At 70.8% G+C, this 23,033-nt stretch carries 26 protein-coding genes; 10 read left to right on the top strand and 16 right to left on the bottom strand.

Translation table 11 applies throughout. From position 1 onward, the window contains the following. The first annotated feature begins 119 nt into the window (after positions 1–119). Entirely contained in the window at positions 120–1,463 is a 1,344-nt protein-coding gene (gene der, locus FV227_RS03665) for a ribosome biogenesis GTPase Der (protein WP_147725718.1), read from the top strand. A gap of 1 nt (position 1,464) precedes the next feature. Here der and FV227_RS03660 read toward each other — a convergent pair whose 3' ends face one another. From FV227_RS03660 to alr, 10 genes are all read right to left on the bottom strand, one after another. Continuing rightward, the gene (locus FV227_RS03660; RefSeq protein WP_246686500.1) at positions 1,465–2,574 is read right to left on the bottom strand and encodes a hypothetical protein; all 1,110 of its coding nucleotides are present in this window, start codon (positions 2,572–2,574) and stop codon (positions 1,465–1,467) included. Next, complete coding sequence (locus tag FV227_RS03655) at positions 2,571–3,695, bottom strand: carboxylate-amine ligase (RefSeq protein ID WP_147725719.1); 1,125 nt, start codon at positions 3,693–3,695, stop codon at positions 2,571–2,573. Before FV227_RS03655 ends, FV227_RS03660 begins: the two co-directional genes overlap by 4 nt. Before the next feature lie 89 nt (positions 3,696–3,784). Beyond that, a complete protein-coding gene (locus tag FV227_RS03650) occupies positions 3,785–4,207 on the bottom strand; it encodes a type II toxin-antitoxin system VapC family toxin (RefSeq protein ID WP_147725720.1) in 423 nt (140 codons plus the stop codon). Then, positions 4,204–4,452, bottom strand: a complete 249-nt coding sequence (locus FV227_RS03645) for a type II toxin-antitoxin system prevent-host-death family antitoxin (RefSeq protein WP_147725721.1) — start codon at positions 4,450–4,452, stop codon at positions 4,204–4,206. Before FV227_RS03645 ends, FV227_RS03650 begins: the two co-directional genes overlap by 4 nt. A gap of 43 nt (positions 4,453–4,495) precedes the next feature. After that, positions 4,496–4,906 carry a dihydrofolate reductase gene (locus tag FV227_RS03640; protein WP_147725722.1) on the bottom strand — a complete coding sequence of 137 codons (411 nt, stop codon included), beginning with the start codon at positions 4,904–4,906 and terminating at the stop codon, positions 4,496–4,498. A gap of 38 nt (positions 4,907–4,944) precedes the next feature. Beyond that, positions 4,945–5,694: an SDR family NAD(P)-dependent oxidoreductase gene (locus FV227_RS03635; protein WP_147725723.1), complete on the bottom strand. Its 750-nt coding sequence runs from the start codon at positions 5,692–5,694 to the stop codon at positions 4,945–4,947. Between the two features lie 10 nt (positions 5,695–5,704). Continuing rightward, the gene (gene purF, locus FV227_RS03630) at positions 5,705–7,183 is read right to left on the bottom strand and encodes an amidophosphoribosyltransferase (protein ID WP_147725724.1); all 1,479 of its coding nucleotides are present in this window, start codon (positions 7,181–7,183) and stop codon (positions 5,705–5,707) included. 186 nt (positions 7,184–7,369) lie between these two features. Further along, the gene (locus FV227_RS03625; RefSeq protein WP_147725725.1) at positions 7,370–7,975 is read right to left on the bottom strand and encodes a CvpA family protein; all 606 of its coding nucleotides are present in this window, start codon (positions 7,973–7,975) and stop codon (positions 7,370–7,372) included. A 219-nt stretch (positions 7,976–8,194) separates the two neighbouring features. Further along, positions 8,195–9,634: a DNA repair protein RadA gene (radA, locus tag FV227_RS03620; protein WP_147725726.1), complete on the bottom strand. Its 1,440-nt coding sequence runs from the start codon at positions 9,632–9,634 to the stop codon at positions 8,195–8,197. A gap of 46 nt (positions 9,635–9,680) precedes the next feature. Continuing rightward, positions 9,681–10,856 (bottom strand): alanine racemase, encoded by a 1,176-nt coding sequence (gene alr / locus FV227_RS03615; protein WP_147725727.1) that lies wholly within the window; start codon positions 10,854–10,856, stop codon positions 9,681–9,683. A 106-nt stretch (positions 10,857–10,962) separates the two neighbouring features. Between alr and FV227_RS03610 the strand changes: the two genes are divergently transcribed. Continuing rightward, positions 10,963–11,280, top strand: coding sequence for a cupin domain-containing protein (locus FV227_RS03610; RefSeq protein ID WP_147725728.1), 318 nt, complete (start codon positions 10,963–10,965; stop codon positions 11,278–11,280). Between the two features lie 3 nt (positions 11,281–11,283). Here FV227_RS03610 and FV227_RS03605 read toward each other — a convergent pair whose 3' ends face one another. The 6 genes from FV227_RS03605 to rpsF form a co-directional block, all read right to left on the bottom strand. After that, entirely contained in the window at positions 11,284–11,748 is a 465-nt protein-coding gene (locus FV227_RS03605; protein ID WP_246686501.1) for a DUF29 domain-containing protein, read from the bottom strand. 52 nt (positions 11,749–11,800) lie between these two features. After that, positions 11,801–13,288, bottom strand: a complete 1,488-nt coding sequence (locus FV227_RS03600; protein WP_147725730.1) for a replicative DNA helicase — start codon at positions 13,286–13,288, stop codon at positions 11,801–11,803. A gap of 272 nt (positions 13,289–13,560) precedes the next feature. Further along, positions 13,561–14,133, bottom strand: coding sequence for a 50S ribosomal protein L9 (gene rplI, locus FV227_RS03595; RefSeq protein WP_147725731.1), 573 nt, complete (start codon positions 14,131–14,133; stop codon positions 13,561–13,563). A gap of 50 nt (positions 14,134–14,183) precedes the next feature. Further along, positions 14,184–15,236: a hypothetical protein gene (locus FV227_RS03590; protein WP_147858290.1), complete on the bottom strand. Its 1,053-nt coding sequence runs from the start codon at positions 15,234–15,236 to the stop codon at positions 14,184–14,186. A 139-nt stretch (positions 15,237–15,375) separates the two neighbouring features. Then, a complete protein-coding gene (gene rpsR / locus FV227_RS03585; protein WP_147725733.1) occupies positions 15,376–15,642 on the bottom strand; it encodes a 30S ribosomal protein S18 in 267 nt (88 codons plus the stop codon). A 3-nt stretch (positions 15,643–15,645) separates the two neighbouring features. Then, positions 15,646–16,116 carry a 30S ribosomal protein S6 gene (gene rpsF / locus FV227_RS03580; protein WP_147725734.1) on the bottom strand — a complete coding sequence of 157 codons (471 nt, stop codon included), beginning with the start codon at positions 16,114–16,116 and terminating at the stop codon, positions 15,646–15,648. Positions 16,117–16,640: 524 nt separating this feature from the next. Between rpsF and FV227_RS03575 the strand changes: the two genes are divergently transcribed. The 8 genes from FV227_RS03575 to FV227_RS03540 all read left to right on the top strand — a co-directional run bounded on the left by FV227_RS03575 (position 16,641) and on the right by FV227_RS03540 (position 22,873). Next, entirely contained in the window at positions 16,641–16,904 is a 264-nt protein-coding gene (locus FV227_RS03575; protein ID WP_147725735.1) for a hypothetical protein, read from the top strand. A 232-nt stretch (positions 16,905–17,136) separates the two neighbouring features. Next, entirely contained in the window at positions 17,137–17,898 is a 762-nt protein-coding gene (locus FV227_RS03570; RefSeq protein WP_147725736.1) for a pyridoxine 5'-phosphate synthase, read from the top strand. Next, positions 17,895–18,308 carry a holo-ACP synthase gene (gene acpS / locus FV227_RS03565; protein WP_147725737.1) on the top strand — a complete coding sequence of 138 codons (414 nt, stop codon included), beginning with the start codon at positions 17,895–17,897 and terminating at the stop codon, positions 18,306–18,308. Before FV227_RS03570 ends, acpS begins: the two co-directional genes overlap by 4 nt. 126 nt (positions 18,309–18,434) lie before the next feature. Continuing rightward, complete coding sequence (gene lepB, locus FV227_RS03560) at positions 18,435–19,232, top strand: signal peptidase I (RefSeq protein WP_147725738.1); 798 nt, start codon at positions 18,435–18,437, stop codon at positions 19,230–19,232. 8 nt (positions 19,233–19,240) lie between these two features. Then, the gene (gene rnc, locus FV227_RS03555; protein WP_147858289.1) at positions 19,241–20,047 is read left to right on the top strand and encodes a ribonuclease III; all 807 of its coding nucleotides are present in this window, start codon (positions 19,241–19,243) and stop codon (positions 20,045–20,047) included. Further along, complete coding sequence (era, locus tag FV227_RS03550) at positions 20,044–21,039, top strand: GTPase Era (RefSeq protein ID WP_147727749.1); 996 nt, start codon at positions 20,044–20,046, stop codon at positions 21,037–21,039. The genes rnc and era overlap by 4 nt, the downstream gene beginning before the upstream one ends. Positions 21,040–21,212: 173 nt before the next feature. After that, on the top strand, positions 21,213–22,133 hold the full coding sequence (locus tag FV227_RS03545; RefSeq protein ID WP_147727748.1) for a methyltransferase: 921 nt from the start codon (positions 21,213–21,215) through the stop codon (positions 22,131–22,133). After that, a complete protein-coding gene (locus tag FV227_RS03540) occupies positions 22,130–22,873 on the top strand; it encodes a pseudouridine synthase (protein WP_147727747.1) in 744 nt (247 codons plus the stop codon). Before FV227_RS03545 ends, FV227_RS03540 begins: the two co-directional genes overlap by 4 nt. Positions 22,874–23,033 lie beyond the last annotated feature (160 nt).

The following is a 23,033-nucleotide window of genomic DNA, read 5'->3' as shown; positions in this document are numbered from 1 at the left end:
CGACACGCCAGTCCAAAACCTCCGGCGCGACTGGCTCGCACCGGAGGTTTTGGGCATTCTCCGGACCTTCGCCGCCCGGCCAGCCCGGCGGCTCGACCGAACATAGAACGGACCACCCCATGGAACTGCCGACCGTCGCGATCGTCGGACGGCCGAATGTCGGCAAGTCGACCCTGTTCAACCGCCTCGTCGGCAAGAAGCTGGCGCTGGTCGACGACCGCCCCGGCGTCACCCGCGACCGCCGCGAGGGCGACGTCGCCTTCGGCGGGCTGAACTTCCGCATCATCGACACCGCCGGTCTCGAGGAGGCCGATTCGGCCACCCTGCTCGGCCGGATGCGGATGCAGACCGAGGCCGCGATCCTCGAGGCGGACGTGGTGCTGTTCGTCATCGACGCGCGGGCCGGCATCCTGCCCGCCGACCAGCCCTTCGCCGAGCTGGTGCGCCGGGCCGGCTGCAAGGTGATCCTCATCGCCAACAAGGCCGAGGGCGGCGCGGGCATGGCCGGGGCCTACGAGTCGTTCCGGCTCGGGCTGGGCGACCCGATCCCGTTCTCGGCCGAGCACGGCGAGGGCATCGGCGAGCTGCACGAGGCGCTGAAGGAAGCCCTGCCCGAGACCGACGAGGACGAGGACGACGACGACCCGCGCGGCAAGCCGCTCAAGGTCGCCATCGTCGGCCGCCCCAACGCCGGCAAGTCGACCCTGATCAACCGGATGCTCGGCGAGGACCGCCTGCTCGTCGGCCCGGAGGCCGGCATCACCCGCGATTCGATCTCGCTCGACTGGGAATGGCGCGGGCGCCGGATCAAGCTGCACGACACCGCCGGGATGCGCCGCCGCGCCCGGATCGAGGACAAGCTCGAGAAGCTCGCGGTCTCGGACGGCATCCGCGCCGTGCGCTTCGCCGAGGTGGTGGTGGTGCTGCTCGACGCCACGATCCCGTTCGAGAAGCAGGACCTCACCATCGTCGACCTCGTCGAGAGCGAGGGGCGCTCGCTGGTGATCGGCCTCAACAAGTGGGACCTCGTCGCCGACCAGCCGGGCCTGCTCAAGTCGCTGCGCGAGGACTGTACCCGCCTGCTGCCGCAGGTCCGCGGCGTCGCGGTGGTGCCGCTCTCGGGGCTCGCCGGCGACGGCGTCGACAAGCTGATGCAGGCGGTGGTGCAGGCGGCCGAGGTCTGGGACACCCGCATCTCGACCTCGCGGATCAACGACTGGCTCTCCGAGGCGACGCAGCGCAACCCGCCGCCGGCCGTATCGGGCCGGCGCATCAAGATCCGCTACGCCACGCAGGTGAAGAGCCGCCCGCCGCACTTCGCCCTGTTCGGCAACCAGCTCAACGCGATGCCGAAGAGCTACACCCGCTACCTCACGAACTCGCTGCGCGAGGCGTTCGCCCTGCCGGGCACCCCGATCCGGCTCTCCCTGCGCACCTCGTCGAACCCGTTCGACAAAGGGTAGATCACGCGCCGGTTCTCCCTCCGACGCGGGCGAGGGCGCATCGCATGCGATGCACAGCCCAGCATGCGCCGTGCCCGTAATGGCGCAACCATTCCGCCGGCCTCAGGCGGCGGTGCAGGAATACGTGCGAGACGTAGCCCATCCGCGGCCCGGTGTTCTTCTCACCCTTCGCGAGTTCAATGTCGGGCACGATGTCGAGCTGAAAGCACGTCAAGGTTCGGATGCCCTTGAGGTTCACGTTCATGACGATCGAGCGCGCGTAGTAGCTGAAACGGTCGTAGAGCAGCACGTCGCGGGTCCGCTCGATGGATGGGCTCGAGAAGCGTAGTGTCCCGTTCAGGGGGCCGTAGGTGGTCATTACGGGGCGCACGTCGGCGGTACGCCCGAGATCGATCGAGAGCGACGTCTTTTCAGGGATCGTCACATAGTGCAGCGGAATGCCGTTTCGGTACAGCGCAAAAGGGCGAGACCGGTCCGGCGTCGTCGCGAGCTTGAGGGGCACGAACAGGCCAGGAAGCGTGCGGTAGTGGCGGATGTAGGCGTCGCCGAACCCACGCCCGCGCACGAAGTCAAAGACCTGCCTGCCATACAGATCGGCACCGGCAGGAGTCACGTGGGTGCCGTCCTTCAGCCAGAGTGCACGCTCCTCTGGGCCGGACTTGGCCAGGGGCAGGGCGAGATCCAGGGTCGGGATACCGAAACTGGTCTCGTAGTCGTCGAGGAGGCCGGCGACCGTCTCCGACGCATAGTTGACCCCGTTCTGATACAGGTTGAGGAAGGCCACAGGCCGGCCGCGGCGGGCGGTCGCCGCGAGGATCTGATCGAGATAGAAGCGCAGCGCCCTCCGATCGTAGTAGCGCACGTTGTCGGTGAACAATTCCAGCAGGACCCGATCGCAGGGGATCGTGTCGAGGATCTCGTCGATCATGTAGGCGATGGCGTGGACGCTGTGCCCGCCCCAGCCAGACTTGAGGAAAACGAGGTCGGCACCGTCAGAGGAGGCGCAGTCGCCAGCCCGCTCCACGTAGCCGATCTGCTCTGTGACGCTATAGCCGACGCAGAGGACGCGAACGGGCGCAGCCGAAATACGGCCGGGCGAGGGCACGCTCACACCCCTCGGGTCGTCCGCGCCAGCCATTCCACCACCTTGTCCAGCGCCTGCCGGTTGCTGTGCCCCGCTTCTCGCGCGGCCTCGAACGCGGCGATCTGGCCGTCGGCGCTGGTGCCGCCCGAGACGATGGTCCGCGCATGCGCGACCTCGGCCGCGCAGCCGAGCGCCGCCGCATCCTCGGCGACGAGGTCGAGCACCGTCTCCAAGGCGTCGGCGAAGGGCAGGGCCGCCTCGCGGGCTTCGTCGATCAGCTCGGCGCCCACGCCGCTGCGCTGGGTGCGCCAGAGGTTCTCGTCGGCGAGTGCCCGGGAGACGCCGTCGAGCCCGGCATTGAGGTCCGGCCGGCGCACCACGCAGCGCACGAGGCAGCGGAACAGCGCGGCGATGGTCAGCGCGTCGGCGAGCCGCGTGCAGCTGTCGGCGATGCGCAGCTCCAGCGTCGGGAACTTGATCGAGGGCCGGAGCGACCACCACAGGAAGCTCGCATCCTGGATCGAGCCGGCCTCCGTCATGATCCGCACGTAGCGCGCATAGGCGGCGGCATCGGCGAAGAGCTCGGGCAGGCCGGTGCGCGGCAGCTCGCCGAAGGCGCTCAGGCGGTAGGCGGTGAGCCCCGTCGGCTTGCCCTGCCAGAACGGCGAGGAGGCCGAGAGCGCGAACAGCAGCGGCTGGAACGGCAGCAGCCGGTTCATCAGGTCGACCCGCGCCTCCGGGTCCGGCACCTCGACGTGGACGTGCATGCCGCAGATCAGGCTGCGGCGCCCGGCGAGGCCGACGTCGCGCAGGATGCCGCGGTAGCGGTCGCCCTTGGTCGGCAGTTGCCGCGACCAGTCGGCCACCGGATGGGTGCCCGCGGCAAAGATCAGCAGCTCGTGCTCGGCGGCGAGGTCCGCGAGCGCGCCGCGCTGCCGGGCGAGCGAGTCGCGCGCCTCGGCGAAGGCGGTGACGGGCGGGGTGCAGACCTCGACCTGGCACTGCAGCAGCTCGCGCCCCGCCTCGGGCAAGCGCTCGGCCGCCTCGACGTGGAACGGCTTGACCGAGCGCCGCGGCGTGCCGCGCGTCTCCGCATCGGCCAGGAAATACTCTTCTTCGATGCCGAAGCGGTAGCTGTGGGCGCTCATGGCATCTTTCGTCGGGAGGATCCGAGCGCAGATAGGGCGGGAGCGGGCCTAGTGCGGTCCCGAGGGCGCATTTTTCGGCGCGAAGGACGCTATCCTTCCGTGACCTGCAGGCCGAGGGTGCGCGCGACGGTCGCCATCTTGATGTCGAAGGTCGCGAGGACGGCATTCGCACGACGGCACAGAGCGATGTTCAGGGCGTCCGGCGTACGGAGCGTGAGATCGAGGCGGCGGAGAAACCCGGTCGCCGCGACGACGTCGGACGATGCGACCTCGATGCGTTCCGCGACCCGTTCGATCCAGCGATCGAGATCCGAGAACGCCGATTGCGCGGCGCCCGCGTCGATCTCGCCGGTTCTCACCCGGCGTGCGAGGGCCGAGGCCAATTCCGCCGCTGCGAAATCGCTGACGATCGCGATCGGCTCGTGACGTCGAAAGAAGGCGTCCGCCCGCGCCGTGGACGGATCATCCGTCAGAAGGGCGACCAGGACGCTGGCATCGAGGTACGTCCTCACCAATCCTCGTCGCGCATGCGGCCGACGAGGTGCCCGGCATCCTCGGAGGGCGCGGCGGTTCGCGCGCGACGGGCTGCCAGCCAATCCAGGTCCTCGGCGGTCACGGGCCGCCCCGACCGAGGGATCGGCTGTAGGTTGGCGACCGGCCGACCATCCCGGGTGATCACGACGCCTTCGCCCGCGAGCGCGCGGTCGATCAGCTCGGACAGATGCTCTTCGGCTTCGATGACGCTGTGCTCGCCCATCGGGCGAGAGTACGGACTTTCCCGACGGACTGTCCAGATCCGCCTATCCGACGCGCAGGGCGCCGCCGACGAGCCAGCCCGGGTCGAACCAGCGGTCGGCCTCGCCGTCGTAGGGCAGGCGGGTGACGTCCCAGTTCTGGATGTACTTCGCGTAGACGTTCCAGACCGCGATGCCGCCGCCGACGAAGATGCGGCGACCGGGATAGCGGGCGAGCACCCCCTCCGGATCCTCGTGCGACCGGATCACGTCGATGGTGCGGTCGTTGAACGCGAAGGCCGGCACCGAGGCCACCGTCTTCGGGCCGGCGATCAGCACGTGGCCCATGGTCAGCGCGAAGAACCGCGTCACGTCCTCCACGAAGAGCGGGTCGGTGTTGCCCTCCCAGGGGAGCTGGCCGTTCAGCCCGAGCTGGCCGCGCTGGCCGATCGCGCAGATGCAGCGCACGTCGATCATCAGGATATCCGGAAAAGTGCGGGCTCGGCCCCGACCGCTCAGCGCGGCGCTTGCGGGCTCACGGTGCGATCGGTGGGGAAGTCGTAGATCAGCCCGGTTTCGCTCGAGGCGGGGCTCGCCAGCCGCACGAAATGCGGGGCGAGGTCTTCCGGCGTCCTCAGCGTCTCCGGGTCCTCGCCCGGCATCGCCGCGCGGCGCATGTCGGTGCGCAGGGGGCCGGGATTGAGGAGCATCGCCCGGACGTTGGTGGTCTCGTTCTCGGCGGCGTAGGTCCGCACCAGCGCCTCGAGCGCCGCCTTCGACACCGAGTAGGGCCCCCAGTAGGCCCGGCACTTGCCCGCCGCCCCGGAGGTGACGAAGATCGCCCGGCCGGCATCCGACATCCGCAGCAGCGGGTCGAACGAGCGGATCAGCCGCCAGTTCGCGGTGACGTTGACGTCCATCACCTGGCCCCAGACCTTCGGGGTGATGTGCCCGATCGGCATGAGATTGCCGAGGATGCCGGCATTGCCGACGACGATGTCGAGGCGCTTCCAGCGCTCGTTGATCGCCGCGCCGAGCCGGTCGATGCCGTCGTAGTCGGTCAGGTCGAGGGGCACGAGGGTCGCGCTCGAGCCGACCCTGCGGATCGCGTCGTCGAGCTCCTCCAGCGCGCCCTGCGTGCGCGCCACGGCGATGACGTGCGCGCCGGCCTCCGCCAGGGCCAGCGCAGCGGCCCGGCCGATCCCACGGGACGCGCCGGTGACGACGGCGACGCGTCCGTCGAGTGAGGTCTTCGTGTCGGTCATGCGCGAGGGGTCAGTCCGCTTCGGCGAGCATCGCGAGGCGCTTTGGCCCGGCGATGGCGAGGTCCGTCAGGCCGGTCGGGTAGTCGCCGGTGAAGCAATGGTCGGTGTATTGCGGGCAGGCCTCAATCCGCTCCGCCTCGCCCATCGCCCGGTACAGGCCGGGGATCGAGAGGAAGGCCAGCGAATCCGCGCCGATGTAGCGGCGCATGCCTTCGAGGTCGTGGGTGGCGGCCAGCAGCTTCTCGCGCTCCGGCGTGTCGATGCCGTAGAAGTCGGGATAGGTGATCGGCGGGCTCGCGATGCGGAAGTGCACCTCCGCCGCGCCGGCCTCGCGCATCATCCGCACGATCTTCACCGAGGTGGTGCCGCGCACCAGGCTGTCGTCGACCAGCACGATGCGCTTGCCCTCGATCGCCGCCCGGTTGGCCGAATGCTTCATCCGCACGCCGAGCTCGCGCACCGACTGGGTCGGCTGGATGAAGGTGCGGCCGACATAGTGGTTGCGGATGATTCCCATCTCGAACGGGATGCCGGTCTGCTGTGCGAAGCCGAGCGCGGCCGGCACGCCGGAATCGGGCACCGGCACCACCACGTCGGCCGGCACCGCGGCCTCGCGGGCCAGCTCGACGCCGATGTTCTTGCGCACGGCGTAGACGCTCTTGCCGTTCACCACCGAATCCGGCCGGGCGAAGTAGATGTACTCGAAGATGCACGGCCGCATCGGCACCTTGTCGGCGAAGCGGATCGACTCGATGCCGTCCTCCGAGATCACCACGACCTCGCCGTTCTCGACGTCGCGCACGAACTTCGCGCCGATGATGTCGAGCGCGCAGGTCTCCGAGGCCAGCATGTAGCGGCCGTCGAGCTCGCCGAGCACCAGCGGGCGGATGCCGAGCGGGTCGCGGGCGCCGATCAGCTTCTTGTTGGTGAGCGCGACGATGGCGTAGGCGCCCTGGATCGCCTGCAGCGCATCGATGAAGCGCTCGACGATCCGCGGCTTACGCGAGCGCGCGGCCAGGTGCAGGATCACCTCCGTGTCGGAGGTCGACTGGGTGATCGCGCCGTCGCGCACGAGGTCGCGGCGGATCGAGAGCGCGTTGGTGAGGTTGCCGTTATGCGCCACCGCCAGGCCGCCGCCGGCCAGCTCGGCGAAGAGCGGCTGGACGTTGCGCAGGATGGTGCCGCCGGTGGTCGAGTAGCGCACGTGGCCGATCGCGGCGCGGCCCTTCAGCCGGGCGATCGTGCCGCCGTCCGAGAACGAGTCGCCGACGAGGCCGGGGCGCCGCTCGGAATGGAAGACCTCGCCGTCGAAGGCGACGATGCCCGCCGCCTCTTGGCCGCGGTGCTGCAGGGCGTGCAGCCCGAGCGCGACGATCGCCGAGGCGTCGGGATGCCCGAAGATGCCGAAGACGCCGCATTCCTCGCGGAGCGTATCGCCGTCGGTCTCGGGGTCGAACACGGAATCCACGGTTACGGCGCGGTGTGACATGGCCTGAGGTCGATCCCTGGTTGCCGTCCGCCCGCAAGCTGCCCGGACCGCGTCCGCGCGGCCGGCCCCGCGGCGCCGTCGTCAAGGCGTTATCTGAGGCCTCGCGGCATCGCAACCAAGCCGGACCGGACGCAGGTCAGGGTCACCGCGGCAACATATGCCGAGCCGGCCTTCTTTCGCGCGCCCTCAGCGCCGCGGCGCGGGCATGGCCGGCGTGGTCTGGCGCGGGGGCACCTCGGTCTCGGCCGGTGCATCCACAGGTTCGTTCTGCGGGGTGTCGACCTTCGGCTTCTTGAACTGCTTCAGGAAGCCTTCCGGATTCTCGGGCAGCTGCGCCACCAGCGCGTCGCCGGACTTCTCCAGCATCGGCCGGGTGCGCGCCTCGGCGGCCCAGGTCGGCACCTTGCCCTGCACCAGCCAGGACAGGAACACCCAGCCGATCACGCAGATCAGGAAGCCGCGGGCGGCGCCGAACAGGAAGCCGAGGGAGCGGTCGATCGCGCCGATGCGCGAATCGAGCACCACGTCGGAGATCTTCACCGTGATGATCGAGACGACGATCAGCGTGCCGAGGAAGATCGCCGCGATCGAGGCGACGAGGGCGACGGTGTCGCTGGTCACGTGCTGCTTCACCGTCGGCAGAAGCATCGGATAGAGCGACCACGCCACCGCGGCGGCGGCGACCCAGGCGATGATCGCCAGCACCTCCCGCGTGACGCCGCGGACGGCCGCCAGCAGGGCGGACACCACGACGATGCCGAGCACCACGAGATCGAGGACGGAAAACGGCATCTGCGGGTTCGGATCGGATGGGGAGATGCCACGACGAAAGCGATGCGGTCTGCGGCTCCCCTGGACCGCGGGCGCCTTATATCGCGGTCAAACTCGGCCGTCACCCTCGGTGGCGACTGCCGGCCGCCGGAACCCGCCGGTTGCAGACGGGCTTTCACCGCCCTTCCCAAGCCGCCGGCGCGGCACAGGTCGTCCTGAGAACCGCGCTCAGCCGGTCGCCTAATCCGCATCCTCGTCGTGGGCCGCATGGCGGCGCTTGCCCGAGGCGACCCGGCGCGGCCCGTTCGCGGCGATGCCGGCCACGAGGTCGGCGATGTGGCGCAGCGACTCCGTGGCGAGCGCGCGGTCGGTGGTCTCGCCGCGCCCTTGCGGCGTCATCGCCTTGGCGAAGCCGAGCTTCTGCGCCTCCTTGAGGCGCGCGCCGGCCTGCGCCACCGGCCGGATCGCGCCGGACAGGCCGATCTCGCCGAAATACACGGTCTCCGGCGGCAGCACCGCGCCCGACAGCGACGAGACCAGGGCGGCGGCCACCGCCAGATCCGCCGCGGGCTCGGAGATGCGCAGGCCGCCCGCGACGTTGAGATAGACGTCGTGCGTGCCCAGGCGGATGCCGCCATGGGCTTCGAGCACCGCGAGCACCATCGAGAGCCGGTTCGGGTCCCAGCCGACCACGGCCCGGCGCGGCATGCCGAGCGACGAGGGCGCGACCAGCGCTTGGATCTCCACCAGCAGGGGCCGCGTGCCCTCCATGCCGGCGAAGACCGCGGTGCCGGCGGCCTGATGGTCGCGTCCCGCCAGGAACAGCGCCGAGGGGTTCGGCACCTCGGCCAGCCCCATGTCGGTCATCTCGAATACGCCGATCTCGTCGGTCGGCCCGAAGCGGTTCTTCACCGCCCGCAGGATGCGGAAATGGTGGCCCTGGTCGCCCTCGAACGAGGCCACCGCGTCGACCATGTGCTCGACCACCCGCGGGCCGGCGATCTGCCCGTCCTTGGTGACGTGGCCGACCAGGATCACCGCCGTGCCGGTGGTCTTGGCGAAGCGGATCAGGGACTGGGCGGAGGAGCGCACCTGCGTGACCGTGCCGGGGGCCGATTCGACGGTCTCGGTCCACATGGTCTGGATCGAATCGATGATCGCCAGTGCCGGCGGGCGCCCCTGCGACAGGGTCTCGACGATGTCCTCGACGTTGGTCTCGGCCGCCAGCTCCACCGGGTGGCCCGACAGCCCGAGGCGCTCGGCGCGCAGGCGCACCTGCCCCACCGCCTCCTCGCCGGAGATGTAGGCGACGCGCTCGCCGGTCTTCGCCATCGCGGCCGAGGCCTGCATCAGCAGGGTCGACTTGCCGATGCCGGGATCGCCGCCGAGCAGGATCACCGAGCCGCGCACGAATCCGCCGCCGGTGACGCGGTCGAGCTCGCCGATGCCGGAGGGGATGCGCGGCGCTTCCCGCGCCTCGCCGGTCAGGCCCTCGAGGGGAAACACCCGCCCGCGGGCCCGGCCGGGCCGGGTCGCGGCCGGGCCCGATTGCGGCCCGGAGCCGCCCGGCGTCTCCTCGACGATCGTGTTCCAGCCATTGCAGGCCTCGCAGCGCCCGCGCCAGCGGTTGTAGACCGCGCCGCAGGCCTGGCAGATGAAGGTCTGGTGGATCTTTGCCATGCGCTCGCAGCAGGTTCGGGGCCGGATCCGCTCGGGGCGGACGGCGTCACGTCCCGATATACGTGCGAACGTAACGAGAACCCAGCCCCGTCAGGATCTCGTAGCCGATCGTGCCGGCGGCGTGTCCCACCGTGTCGACGTCCAGCCCATCGCCGATCAGCGTGGCGACGGTGCCGCGCCGGGCGTCCGCCGCCTCGGTGACGTCGAGGATGATCAGGTCCATGGAGACGAGGCCGAGGATCGGGCAGGGAATGCCGGCGACGAGCGCGTGGCCGTGCCCGCTCGCGGCCCGGGGATAGCCGTCGGCGTAGCCGAGTGAGAGCGTCGCGAGGCGCCGGGGCGCGGGCGCGGTCCAGCGCCCGTTGTAGCCGGCCTGCGCGCCGGCGGCGACCTGCCGGATCTGCAGGATCGTCGCCTCCAGCCGCACCACCGGCCGCATCGGGTTGGCATGGCGCGTGGGGGTCGGGTTGCCGCCGAACAGCGCGTAGCCGGGCCGCAGCAGGTCGTGATGCGTCGCCCCGTCGAGGAAGATGCCCGACGAGTTGGCGAGCGAGCCGGGAATGCCGGGAAACGCCGCCCGCACCGTCGCGAAGTCGGCGATCTGCCGGGCGTTGACCGCCTCGTCGGGCAGCTCGGCGCTGACGAGGTGGCTCATCACGAGGTCGATGCCGGCGGCCCCGATCCGTGGATCGCCGGCAAGCGCCAGCGCCTCCGGGACGGCGAGCCCGAGACGGTTCATGCCGGTGTCGACGTGGAGCGCGGCCGCACGCATCCCGCGCGAGGCCGCCGCCCAGTCCGACACCTCCTCGACCGAGCCGAGGACGGGGCGCAGGTCCATCGCCAGATAGGCCGGGGCGGAGCCGGGGGAGAGCCCGTTCAGGACGTAGATCGCGGCCTCGGGCAGCGCGCCCCGCACGCGTGCGGCCTCGCCGAGATGCGCGACGAAGAACGTGCGGCAGCCCGCCGCCCAGAGCGCCCGGGCGACCGGCTCGGCGCCGCAGCCATAGGCGTCGGCCTTCACCACCGCGGCGCAGGCGCGGCCCGGTGCCTCTGCCGAGAGGCGGCGCCAGTTCTCCGCGATGGCGTCGAGATCGACGATGAGGCGGGCGCCGTGCCCGATGGCGTCGGTCGCGACGGTGCTGTCTCGGGAAATCGTCGGGCTCCGATGTTCCGCCGCGCGTGCGTCGCCGTCCGCGCAGCCTGACGGGTCAGGGCATGCCATTACCGCGCCAGCGGCCGGAAGGCACGTGGCCTGCAACGCAGGACCTGCAACGCGAAACCTGCAACACGGGGCTTGCGGCGCGCGCAGCCTTCCGAGGAGACAGCCAATGGCGTTCGCCTGCACGATCCCGGCGATTCCCACCGTCCAGCAGGACGACGCGACGCTTCGCATCACCCGCTGGGATTTCGCCCCCGGCGCGGTGACCGGATGGCACGAGCACGGCTGGCCCTACTTCGTGGTGATGCTGGTGGCCGGAACGCTCCGGGTCCATGACGGCGAGCAGGTCGGCGAGACCGCGCTCGCCGCGGGGCAGGCCTACAGCCGCCCGGCGGGCATCCGCCACGACGTGATGAACGGCTCGGACCATCCGATCGCCTTCGTCGAGATCGAGGTGAAGCAGCCCGGCGCGCTGGTGACGCTGTAACGCCTAAGTGGCCTCGGGCTCGGGCGGCCAGGGGATCGGACGCGTCATGATCGTTTCGTAAGAATAGGGGCACGCGACGGGGAAGGCCGACTCGTCGAGGCCGGTCTCGCCGGCGGCCTCGATCCGGGCCCGGCGATAGGCACGAGCCAGGAATTGCGGAAGCAGCGGCGCAAGGCTCGGGCTGTCCTCGATCCGTTCAGCGACCGAGAGGCGCTGCGTCTTGATCGAGATGGCCCAACCACGCGTGCGCCGCTGGGGCTGGTGATCCCACTTCAGCAGGTGTAGCAGGATCACGTGCAGAGCGCTCGTCAGGGCATGATGTTCCGTGCGGGACAAGGCTTCGATCTCATCTGCGAGATGCGCGAGGTCGAGGCGATCCCAAGCGCGCGCGCGCAGATGCGCGGCCTGCTCCAGCGACCATGCCGCAACGTCGGCCTCGTAAGCCGCTCCGGATCTCGAGCTCTCCACGCGTCTCGGCGCCGCCACGGTCGTCCTCCTGCATTCGCGCAGTCACACCCTATCACATCTGCTCGGGCAGCCGGTCGCTCTGCGCGAGGTTCGAGAACCGGGTGATGTTGGCGTCGAACTGCAGCTCCACCGTGCCGGTCGGGCCGTGGCGCTGCTTGCCGAGGATCACCTCGGCCTTTCCGTGGACGCGGTTCATCTCCGCCTCCCAGGCGAAGAACTCCTCCGTCCCCTCGCGGGGCTTCTTGTTGTTGACGTAGTATTCCTCGCGGAACACGAACATCACCACGTCGGCGTCCTGCTCGATCGAGCCCGATTCGCGCAGGTCCGAGAGCTGCGGGCGCTTGTCGTCGCGGTTCTCGACCTGACGCGACAGCTGCGACAGGGCGATGATCGGAACCGAGAGCTCCTTGGCCAGCGCCTTCATGCCGGTGGTGATCTCGGTCATCTCCTGCACGCGGTTGTCCGAGCGCTTGCCCGAGCCCGCCAGCAGCTGGAGGTAGTCGACGATCAGCACGTCGAGGCCCTTCTGGCGCTTGAGGCGCCGGGCGCGGGCGGCGAGCTGCGCGATCGAGATGCCGCCCGATTGGTCGATGTAGAACGGGATCGTCTGCATGTCGCGGGCTGCGTCGGTGATCTTGTAGAAGTCCTCCGGCCGGATGTCGCCGCGGCGGATCTTGTAGGAGGGCACGCCCGACTGCTCGGCGATGATGCGGGTGGCGAGCTGCTCGGCCGACATCTCGAGCGAGAAGAACCCGACGATGCCGCCGTTCTTGGTCTTGATCGTGCCGTCGGCCTGCTTCTCGCCCTGGTAGGCCTTCGCGATGTTGAAGGCGATGTTGGTGACGAGCGAGGTCTTGCCCATGGCCGGGCGGCCGGCGAGGATGATCAGGTCCGAGGATTGCAGGCCGCCCATCTTGGCGTCGAGGTCGGAGAGCCCCGTGGCCAGCCCCGAGAGCTTGCCCTCGCGCTGATACGCCTTGGCCGCCATGTCGACGGCGGCGGTGAGCGCGTCCGAGAACTTCTGGAAGCCGCCACTGTACTTGCCGGCCTCGGCGAGCTCGTAGAGCCGGCGCTCGGTGTCCTCGATCTGGTCGCGCGGGGCCTGCTCGACCGGGGCCTCGTAGGCGCCGTTGACGAGGTCCTCGCCGATGGTGATCAGCCGACGGCGGATCGCGAGGTCGTAGATCGTGCGGCCGTACTCGCCGGCGTTGATGACGGTGGTGGCGTCCGCCGCCAGCCGCGCGAGGTACTGCATCACCGTCTGGCCGCCGAAGTCGGCGTCGCCGAGATAGGTCTTCAGGGTGATCGGGGTCGCGAGCTTGCCCGCCTTGATCAGCGAGGTCGCCACCTGGAAGATCTGCTGGTGGGCGTCCTCCATGAAGTGCTCGGGCAGCAGGAAGTCCGAGACGCGGTAGTAGGCGTCGTTGTTCACCAGCATCGCGCCGAGCAGCGCCTGCTCCGCGTCGATGTTGTGCGGCGCGACGCGGTACTCCGCCTGCACGGCTTCGAGCTTGGCCGCTAGGGCATTGGGCAGGGCCATCGGCGGTCGCTCCGAATCGATGCGGGCCGGGCCGGCGCCGCATCCCAGACATGATCCGACGACCATGGCACCAGTCGGGTTGACCGATGCTTAGCCGCCGGCGTCCGCGTCACCGTGCCCGGAACGCGAGGACGCCCGCCCCTCGGTGCGAGGAACGGGCGCCCATCTTGGAACAAACGAGGAACGCGTCAACCCTCCCGGGCCGCCTTCCCCGCTGTCACCGCCATTCACAGCCCGCCCCTCCCGCGTGGGGAGGGGGCAGGGCGATGCGATCAGCCGCGGTCGTCGGCGCCTTCGCCGGCTTCGGCCAGCGCCATGCCGACCTCCAGGCCGAGGTCGTCGAGGTTGAATGCCTCGCGCTCGGTGACCGACTCGCCGCGGGCCTGACGCTCGGCCTCTTCCGGGCTGCGGGCGACGTTGACGGTGACCTTCACGTCGACCTCGGGGTGGAGCACCACCGGGATCACGTGCAGGCCGAGCGTCTTGATCGGCTGGTTCAGGGTGAACTGGCCGCGCTCGACGGTGAAGCCCTCCTTGGTCACGACCTCGGCGAGGTCGCGGGTCGAGACCGAGCCGTAGAGCACGCCCGACTCGCCCGACTGGCGGATGAGCACGAAGGTCTGGCCGTCGAGCTTCTCGGCGACCGCCTCGGCGTCCTTCTTGCGGTCGAGGTTCTTCGCCTCGAGCTGCGCGCGCTGGGTCTCGAAGTGCTTCTTGTTGCCTTCCGTCGCGCGCAGCGCCTTGCCGCGGGCGAGGAGGAAGTTGCGGGCGAAGCCCGGCTTGACGTTCACGGTCTCGCCCATCTGGCCGAGCTTGGCGACGCGCTCCAGCAGGATCACTTCCATGGTCTTCGTCCTTCTTCAGGTAAGGCCGCCGATGAGGGCCGGCCGGGGTCTCAAGGGGTCGCGCCGTCGGGGCGACGGCGCCGGTTGAGCGCGGTGTCGGCGAGGCCGAACAGGGTGAGCACGATCAGGGCGATGCCCTGCGTGAAGAACAGGATCAGGTAGAGACCGAACAGCATCATGCCGCGCGCCGGCCGGCCGCGGCTGCGGTCGTGGAAGGCGGCGAGCCCCTGCAGCGCGAAGACCGCGCTCACCGAGCCGACCAGGGCCGTGCCGAGCACGCCCGCGTAGCCCGGCGCGAAGGCGAGGATCACGGCGAGGCCGAGCAGCCCGAGCATGGCGCGCGGCATCACGGTCGACGGGATGTCCGGCCACGGCCGCGGCAGGCGGCCCGAGAGCTGGACGATGCGGGCGGAGGCCCAGAGGTAGAAGGTCAGGAGCAGGGCGAGCCCGTTGGCGGCGAAGGCCGGCACGGTGCGCGCCAGCGCATCGACCAGGTCGTCGTGCGCCTCGGATCCCGCAGGCGCGGCATCGGCCGCGTCGCTGGGCTTTTCGGGGGGCGCCGGCTTTTCGCCGACGGGCTTGTCAGCGACGGGCTCGCCGGCGTCCGGGCGGGCGGCATCGGGCTTGGCCGGCGCGCTCGGCAGGCCACGCATCTGGGCGCGGACGATGGTGCCGGCCAGGCTCTTCAGCTGTCCCTCGAACGCCTCGTGGCTCGGTGCGGACAGGACGGCGATGGCGATGAAGGCCAGCGCCGCGGTCGCGCCGGTCCAGCCGAGGAGGCGGCCTGTCGGATACCATTCGAGGCTGCCGTCGGCGTTCGGCCGGCCGAGCAGGGCGAGATAGGCGAGCCACCACGCCGGCACGGCGAGGTAGGCGGCGAATCCGAGGCCGAGATAGGGGGAGACGACGAGGGCGAGCGCGAGGCTGCCGGAAGCCGCCGCCGCGAGCGCGGCGCGGGAATTCCAGCCGAGTCCCACGATGAGGATCGGCAGGGGTGCCAAGAGGTAGAGGACGACCGCGAGCGGGGTGGCCTTCAGCAGCATCCCGAACAGGAGTGCCGAGACGAGGCCCGCGCCGATGCCGATGCCGAGGTTCTGAACCATGAGATCCGCTGTCCCGCCGCCGCGCAGGAGTGCGGGCGGGGTTAGAGGCGAGGCGCCCCAACGATCGGGCGGCGGAGACCGTCGCCCGAAGGATGGTGGCCGACCCTGGCGGACCAGGGCCGGCAGGTTTCCGAAGAGCCTACTTGATGACGTAGGGGAGCAGGCCGAGGAAGCGCGAGCGCTTGATCGCCTGGGCGAGCTCGCGCTGCTTCTTGGCCGAGACCGCGGTGATGCGGGACGGGACGATCTTGCCGCGCTCCGAGACGTAGCGGGACAGCAGCTTCACGTCCTTGTAGTCGATCTTCGGCGCGTTGGCGCCGGAGAAGGGGCAGGTCTTGCGACGACGGAAGAACGGACGACGGCCACCGCCGCCGGCGGCTCCACCAGCACTTGCACCGAATGCCATGGCTTAGTTCTCCCCGCCGAAGTTGCGCTCGGGCCGGTCGCCGCGGTCGCCACGATCCCCACGGTCGCGGTCGCCGCCGAAGCCACCGCCACCACCGAAGCCCTCGTCGTCGCGACGACGGCCGCGCTCGCGATCCTTGCGGTCGTCGCGGTCGCGCTTCTGCATCATCGCGGACGGCTCGTGCTCGAGCTCCTCCACGCGGATGGTCATGAAGCGCAGCACGTCTTCCGAGATCTGCATCTGGCGCTCCATCTCGGCCATGGCGGCCGGGGGGGCGTCGATGTTGAGCAGGGTGAAGTGCGCCTTGCGGTTCTTCTTGATCCGGTAGGCGAGGGACTTGACGCCCCACATCTCGATCTTCTCGAAACGTCCGCCGTTCTGTTCGATGACGCCCTTGTAGGTCTCGATCATCGTCTCGACCTGCTGGGACGTCACGTCCTGGCGTGCCAGGAATACGTGCTCGTAGAGAGGCATTACGGGCCCTTCAGCTTGAATGAGGCCCGGACATGCAGATGCACGATGAGTTCCGGGCCGGTTCGGTTCGCGAGATCGCCCGGCGCCAAGCCCTCCGAGCCGTTTCAACGGGCCCGAGCGGTTGATCGAAGGCGGAGACACGGGACGACGGCTCGTTCGATCGTCGCCAGGCGACGCGGAAAAAAGCCTGTGCCGCGAACGGCACCGTCCGTTCAGCCCCCAGCCGGAGCGAACGCGAGTGGCGGCGGATAGTCGGTTTCGGGGAAAATCGCAAGGCTGAATCGCAAGTCTGAATCGCACGGCCGGGCACGTCGGGCCGTCCCGTCGCCTGCGTGCCGGCGATCGAATGCCGCGACGCGCTTCCGGAGGGCGGCGACGATTTCCGTTCCCCGGAAAGCGCAACGGGACCAGGCCCCTGGGCGCGGCTCGCACGCACCGGGAGGTCGGCCGCGCGAAGTTTCTCCGAACCATCCCCGGGCCGCGACGTTCCTCCTCCCACACCGACCACACGAAGGATCCGTCCCATGCGTAAGACACTCATCTCCGCCACGGCGCTCGTGCTCGCACTCTCGGGTGCGGCGTTCGCGCAGTCCGCGACCGGCAACATGAACAATCCCGGCAGCGTGAAGAGCCCGTCCGAGAAGACGATGGAGAAGGGCGGCACGATGCGGGGCGACATGCCGGCCACAACCGGCACCGCTCCGGGCGCCGCCAACGCGATGCCGGCCGGCCGCGAGGACGGCGCCCGCACGGTTCCGGGCAACGCCGGCGCCAACCCGGTCCGCTGAGCACCAACGACGGACGAGCCTTCGGGCTTCGTCGAAGGGAGGCCGGGCCGTCGTGCCCGGCCTTTCCGCGTTCGAGGGCCCTTCGCAGGAGGCCGCGACCATCCGACCCGCGGCGCGTCGCCTTCGAAACAGCACGGGTCGGGCGATTTCTCGCGGCGGCGAGGCGCCAGGGCGGCCCGATCTGGGCTAAGCACGACGCGATCACCTCGAAGCCACGCGAAAAGATCGGCGCATGTCGGCACATCCTCTCCGCCTCGGCGTGAACATCGACCACGTCGCCACCGTCCGGAACGCCCGCGGCGGCAGCTATCCCGACCCGGTGCGGGCGGCGCTGCTGGCGGTGGAGGCCGGTGCCGACGGGATCACGGCCCACCTGCGCGAGGACCGGCGGCACATCCGCGACGCCGACATGGCCGCGCTCGCCCGGACGTTGACCGTGCCGCTCAACTTCGAGATGGCAGCCACCGACGAGATGGTGGCGCTCGCCCGCACGCTGAAGCCGCATGCCGCCTGCCTCGTCCCCGAGAAGCGCGAGGAGCGCACCACGGAGGGCGGCCTCGACATCGTCGGCGGGCACGATCACCTCGCGCCTCGCATCCGCGCGCTGGCCGAGGCCGGCATCCGGGTGTCGCTGTTCGTCGAGCCGGACGCGGCGGTGATGGAGGCGGCCCACGCGCTCGGCGCGCCGGTCGTGGAGCTTCATACCGGCAGCTACTGCGAGGCCACGGTCGCGGGCGATGCGGCCGCGACCGCGCACGAGCTCGCCCGGATCGTCCGTGCCGCCGAGCACGGGCAGGGGCTCGGGCTGGAGATCCATGCCGGCCACGGGCTGACCACCGACAGCGTCGGGCCGATCGCGCGGATCCCGGAGATCCGCGAGCTCAACATCGGCCACGCGCTCATCGCCGACGCGATCTTCGTCGGGCTGCCCCGGGCGATCCGCGACATGCGCGCGGCGATGGAGGCGGCCCGGGCGGGGAGCCGGGGCCGATGATCCTCGGGATCGGCTCCGACCTCTGCGACATCCGCCGGATCGAGCGCTCGCTCGCGCGCTTCGGCGAGCGCTTCACGCACCGGGTGTTCACCGACGGCGAGCGGGCCCGGTGCGACCGCAAGGCGGCCCGCGCGCCGTCCTACGCAAGGCGCTTCGCCGCCAAGGAGGCCTGCGCCAAGGCGCTCGGCACCGGCCTCGCGCACGGGGTGTTCTGGCGCGACATGGAGGTCGTGAACCTGCCCGGCGGGCAGCCGACGCTGCATCTCACCGGCGGAGCCCTGGACCGGCTGGCCGCGATGCTGCCGGCCGGGCACGCGGCGCGGTTGCACGTCACCCTCACCGACGACCCGCCGATGGCACAAGCTTTCGTGATCATCGAGGCCGTGCCGGAGGGCACCGGGCGGGGTTGACGCCACCTCCCGCCGCGTTGCGGGGGAACCCGGCTTGGTCTAGACCGCCGCGACGCAACGGACACGGTGGGGCGCCGCGGGCAGCGCCCGCGCGGGCCGTCGGCCTCGTCCCAGACGGATCGACAGATGGAACGCGCGCGCTTGGATCGGGACGGCAAACACGAGGTCCGGGCGCAACCGGGGACCTGGGCCAGCATCCGCGAGACCCTGAAGGTCGGGATCCAGGCGCTGCTCATCGCGCTGGTGGTGCGCACGCTGCTGTTCCAGCCGTTCAACATCCCCTCGGGATCGTTGATCCCGACGCTGCTGATCGGCGACTACCTGTTCGTGTCGAAATATTCCTACGGCTACTCGAAGTACTCGCTGCCCTTGAGCGAATACCTGCCGACCAAGGCGGAGGGGCGCATCTGGGCCGCCGAGCCGAAGCGCGGCGACATCGCGGTGTTCAAGCTGCCCAAGGACAACGCCACCGACTACATCAAGCGGGTGATCGGCCTGCCCGGCGACAAGATCCAGATGATCGACGGCGTGCTCAACATCAACGGCAAGGCGGTCAAGCGCGAGCGCATCGCCGATTACGAGACCATCGACCCGTACGGCCAGGCGACCAAGGTGCCGCAGTACAACGAGACGCTGCCGAACGGCGTCGTGCACCACACGATCGAGCGCGACGGCGACAACGGGTTCTGGGACAAGACCGAGCTCTACACCGTGCCGCCGGGGCACTTCTTCATGATGGGCGACAACCGCGACAACTCCACCGACTCGCGCGACCTCGCCAACGTCGGCTACGTCCCGTTCGAGAACTTCGTCGGCCGCGCCGAGATGATCTTCTTCTCGATCGACGAGGGCACGCCCGCCTGGCAGATCTGGAACTGGCCGGCCCACGTGCGCTGGGGCCGCCTGTTCTCGACGATCCACTGACCCCCGCCTTGCCCGACGAGGCGCGCCCCTCCGCCCGCGCACGGCGCATCACCCGCCCGAAGCCCGACCTGTCGGTGCTGGAGGCGCGCATCGGCCACAGCTTCGCCGATCCGTCGCTGCTCGCCCGCGCGGTGACGCATGTGAGCAAGGCGGCGGGCCGCGCCGGCAGCTATCAGCGCCTCGAATTCCTCGGCGACCGCGTCCTCGGCCTCGCCATCGCCGACCGGCTCTACGCCGCCTTTCCGCAGGCCGACGAGGGCGACCTCTCGCGCCGGCTGGCGGGGCTGGTCCGGCGCGAGACCTGCGCCGCCGTCGCCACCGCCTGGGACGTCGGCCCGCACCTCGTCCTCGGGCAGGGCGAGGTCCTGGGCGGCGGCCGCCGCAACCAGACCATCCTGGCCGACGTCTGCGAGGCGATCCTCGGCGCGGTCTACATGGATGCCGGCTACGGGGCCGCCCGGGCGCTGATCGAATCCGCCTTCCGCCCGGCCGAGCCGACCGGCGCGCCGCGCGGCCGCGACGCGAAGTCGGCGCTGCAGGAATGGGCGATGGGCCGCGGCCTCGCGATTCCGGCCTACGACGTCGTCGAGCGCTCCGGCCCCGACCACGCGCCGCATTTCCGCATCGCCGCCCGCGTCGAAGGGCTCGAGCCGGGGGTCGGCGAGGGGCCGTCGAAGCGCCTCGCCGAGCAGGACGCCGCCCGCACCGTGCTGGCGCGCGAGGGCATCGGCGACGGCGCCGGCCCGGGCGGAGACGGGGCAGGGCGGGATGCCGGCCAGGGGGCCGGCGAGCGGCCGAGCGAGGACCGGACATGAGCGCGATGCCCCACGACGAACGCGAGGACGGCCCGCGGGACGAATTCGAGGCGGTGCCGGAGCGCGCCCCCCCGAGCCTGCTGCCGGGCACCCCGGCCGATGCCAAGGCCGGCTTCGTCGCACTGATCGGCGTGCCGAACGCCGGCAAGTCGACGCTCCTGAACAGCCTCGTCGGCACCAAGGTCTCGATCGTCTCGCGCAAGGTCCAGACCACGCGGGCGCTGGTGCGCGGCATCCTGATCGAGGGCTCGGCCCAGGTGGTGCTGGTCGACACCCCCGGCATCTTCCAGCCCAAGCGCCGGCTCGACCGGGCGATGGTCCACTCCGCCTGGAGCGGGGCGGCGGACGCCGACGCGGTCTGCCTGCTGGTCGACGCGCGCAAGGGGATCGACGAGGAGCTGGAGACGATCCTGGCGCGCCTGCCGGACGTGCGCCGCCACAAGATCCTGATCCTCAACAAGATCGACCTGATCCTGCGCGAGAAGCTGCTCGCGCTCGCCGAGGACTTGAACAAGCGCATCCCGTTCGCCGACACCTTCATGATCTCGGCGCTGAACGGCGACGGCATCGCCACGCTGAAGCAGGCGCTCGCCAAGCTGATGCCCTCCGGCCCCTGGCTCTACCCGGAGGACCAGGTCTCGGACGCCCCCATCCGCATGCTCGCCTCCGAGATCACGCGCGAAAAGCTCTACGATCGGCTGCACGAGGAGCTGCCCTACCGCTCCACCGTCGAGACCGACCAGTGGCAGGTGCGCAAGGACGGCTCGGTGCGGATCGAGCAGACCATCTTCGTCGAGCGCGAGAGCCAGCGCTCGATCGTGCTCGGCAAGGACGGCCAGACCATCAAGGCGATCGGCACGGCGGCCCGCCGCGAGATCGCCGAGGTCGCCGAGACCACGGTCCACCTGTTCCTGCACGTGAAGGTGCGCGAGAACTGGGCCGACGACCCGGCCCGCTACCGCGAGATGGGCCTGGAATTCCCGCGCGGCTGATCCGTTTCGGTTTCCGGCTTCTCGAATCGCGCGAAACCGCGTGTTGATGCGCCGTGCTCCCCGTGCCGATCCGGCCGCCCCCCCGAACCGCTCGCGCGGGGTCGCCCGAGGCGCGGCGTTTCCCCATCCTCCAAGGCCGCTTCGGCGGCCCGGTCCCGAAATTCCCGTCACCCATGCCCGAAACCGCCATCTCCGACGCCGTCTACGGCCTGCCGCCGGCCGAGCTCGCCGAGGTTCCACCGGACGCCGTCCAGCTCTCGCCCCTCGTTCCCGGGTCCGCCCGGCTGGAGGATTGCGCGGATGCGAGCCTCGCGCAGGTTCGGATGCTGGCGCCGCCCGGCACCGTGGAACGCCGCTTCGTGCTGGCGCAGGCGCTGCGGGCGCTGCGGCCCGGCGGCGAGCTCCTGGCGATGGCCCCGAAGGATCGGGGCGGCGCGCGGCTGGCGCGCGAGCTGACGGATCTCGGCTGCACCAGCGCCGAGGAGGCCCGTCGCCATCACCGGATCTGCCGCGTCGTCCGGCCCGAGGGCGACCTGCCGCTGGCCGCCGCGCTGGAGGAGGGGGCGCCGCGCCACATCGACAACCTTTCCCTGTGCACGCAGCCCGGCATCTTCTCGTGGGACCGGCTCGATCCCGGCAGCGCGCTTCTGCTCGCGACCCTGCCGGCGCTGAAGGGCGGCGGCGCCGATTTCGGCTGCGGCCTCGGCATCCTGGCGCGCGCGGTGCTGGCCTCGCCCGCCGTCACCGCGCTCACGCTGATCGACATCGACCGCCGCGCCGTCGAGATGGCGCGCCGCAACGTCGGCGACCCGCGCAGCACCATCCGCTGGGCCGACATCCGCGCGGCGGATCCCGGCCTGACGCGCCTCGACTTCGTGGTGACCAACCCGCCGTTCCACGACGGCGGCGCCGAGGACCAGAAGCTCGGGCAGGTCTTCATCCGCCGTGCCGCGGAGGCCTTGCGCCCCGGCGGCAGCCTGTGGCTGACGGCCAACGCGCACCTGCCCTACGAGCGCGTGCTCGCCGAGGCCTTCAAGGCCGTGACGGTGAAGGCGTCCGCCCACGGCTACAAGGTGTTCGAGGCGCGCAAATGAGCGCCAAGGCCCCGACCGCCCGGCTCGACAAGCTGCTGGCCAACCTCGGCTACGGCTCGCGCCGCGAGATCGCCGGCCTGGCGCGGGCCGGACGCATCGTTCTGGACGGCGCGGCCCTCGCCGACGCGGGAGCCCGCATCGCCGTGACGCCGGACCTGCCCACGCGTCTGGCCGTCGACGGCGCGGGCATCGACCCGCCCCCCGGCCTCGCGCTGATGCTGCACAAGCCGCTCGGCGTCACCTGCTCGCACAAGGAGGCCGGCCCGCTGGTCTACGGGCTCCTGCCCGAGCGCTGGCACCGCCGCGACCCGGCGCTCTCCACCGTCGGCCGCCTCGACAAGGAGACCTCGGGCCTGCTGCTGCTCACCGACGACGGTGGGCTGCTGCATCGGATCATCGCGCCCAAGGCCAACGTGGCCAAGCGCTACCGCGTGACGCTCGACCGCCCGCTGAAGGGCGACGAGGACGCGATCCTCGCCGCCGGCACCCTGATGCTGGAGGACGACGACAAGCCGCTCCTGCCGGTGGGCTTCTCCGCCGAGGACGCGACGCATGCCACCGTGACCCTGCACGAGGGCCGCTATCATCAGGTCCGCCGCATGTTCGCGGCGATGGGCAACCACGTCACCGCGCTCCATCGCGACCGGATCGGCGGCCTCGCCCTGCCGGCGGACCTGCCGGCGGGGGCGTATCGGGTGATGGACGCGGCGGACGTGGCGAACGTCTTTTCCGCCGCCTGATCCCGGCCTCGGGTCCGCTGCCTGGGGTTTCCGGCGCCCCGGCGATACCGTTGCCCTGGCGGCCAACCTCTGCTAAGGCCCCGCCCATTCCACACGCGGAGCCGGCCCCATGCCTGAATGGGGCGTTTCCGGTGATCGGCCGATCCGTCGGCCGGTCGCT

The sequence above is a fragment of the Methylobacterium sp. WL119 genome, from assembly GCF_008039875.1.
Classification (GTDB): Bacteria; Pseudomonadota; Alphaproteobacteria; order Rhizobiales; family Beijerinckiaceae; genus Methylobacterium.
Note: the sequence above shows the minus strand (reverse complement) of the source record. Positions and strands in the feature narration are given on the sequence as shown.

Coding starts and splice junctions, on each gene's coding strand:
- rpsR (WP_147725733.1), bottom strand. CDS start 15,642: ATGGCATTCGGTGCAAGTGCTGGTGGAGCCGCCGGCGGCGGTGGCCGT.
- FV227_RS03600 (WP_147725730.1), bottom strand. CDS start 13,288: ATGGCCCTGCCCAATGCCCTAGCGGCCAAGCTCGAAGCCGTGCAGGCG.
- FV227_RS03655 (WP_147725719.1), bottom strand. CDS start 3,695: ATGAGCGCCCACAGCTACCGCTTCGGCATCGAAGAAGAGTATTTCCTG.
- FV227_RS03570 (WP_147725736.1), top strand. CDS start 17,137: ATGTCGGCACATCCTCTCCGCCTCGGCGTGAACATCGACCACGTCGCC.
- FV227_RS03640 (WP_147725722.1), bottom strand. CDS start 4,906: ATGATCGACGTGCGCTGCATCTGCGCGATCGGCCAGCGCGGCCAGCTC.
- FV227_RS03645 (WP_147725721.1), bottom strand. CDS start 4,452: ATGGGCGAGCACAGCGTCATCGAAGCCGAAGAGCATCTGTCCGAGCTG.
- purF (WP_147725724.1), bottom strand. CDS start 7,183: ATGTCACACCGCGCCGTAACCGTGGATTCCGTGTTCGACCCCGAGACC.
- rpsF (WP_147725734.1), bottom strand. CDS start 16,116: ATGCCTCTCTACGAGCACGTATTCCTGGCACGCCAGGACGTGACGTCC.
- acpS (WP_147725737.1), top strand. CDS start 17,895: ATGATCCTCGGGATCGGCTCCGACCTCTGCGACATCCGCCGGATCGAG.
- radA (WP_147725726.1), bottom strand. CDS start 9,634: ATGGCAAAGATCCACCAGACCTTCATCTGCCAGGCCTGCGGCGCGGTC.
- FV227_RS03590 (WP_147858290.1), bottom strand. CDS start 15,236: ATGGTTCAGAACCTCGGCATCGGCATCGGCGCGGGCCTCGTCTCGGCA.
- FV227_RS03545 (WP_147727748.1), top strand. CDS start 21,213: ATGCCCGAAACCGCCATCTCCGACGCCGTCTACGGCCTGCCGCCGGCC.
- FV227_RS03610 (WP_147725728.1), top strand. CDS start 10,963: ATGGCGTTCGCCTGCACGATCCCGGCGATTCCCACCGTCCAGCAGGAC.
- rplI (WP_147725731.1), bottom strand. CDS start 14,133: ATGGAAGTGATCCTGCTGGAGCGCGTCGCCAAGCTCGGCCAGATGGGC.
- alr (WP_147725727.1), bottom strand. CDS start 10,856: ATGGCATGCCCTGACCCGTCAGGCTGCGCGGACGGCGACGCACGCGCG.
- FV227_RS03625 (WP_147725725.1), bottom strand. CDS start 7,975: ATGCCGTTTTCCGTCCTCGATCTCGTGGTGCTCGGCATCGTCGTGGTG.
- FV227_RS03575 (WP_147725735.1), top strand. CDS start 16,641: ATGCGTAAGACACTCATCTCCGCCACGGCGCTCGTGCTCGCACTCTCG.
- lepB (WP_147725738.1), top strand. CDS start 18,435: ATGGAACGCGCGCGCTTGGATCGGGACGGCAAACACGAGGTCCGGGCG.
- era (WP_147727749.1), top strand. CDS start 20,044: ATGAGCGCGATGCCCCACGACGAACGCGAGGACGGCCCGCGGGACGAA.
- FV227_RS03635 (WP_147725723.1), bottom strand. CDS start 5,694: ATGACCGACACGAAGACCTCACTCGACGGACGCGTCGCCGTCGTCACC.
- FV227_RS03540 (WP_147727747.1), top strand. CDS start 22,130: ATGAGCGCCAAGGCCCCGACCGCCCGGCTCGACAAGCTGCTGGCCAAC.
- der (WP_147725718.1), top strand. CDS start 120: ATGGAACTGCCGACCGTCGCGATCGTCGGACGGCCGAATGTCGGCAAG.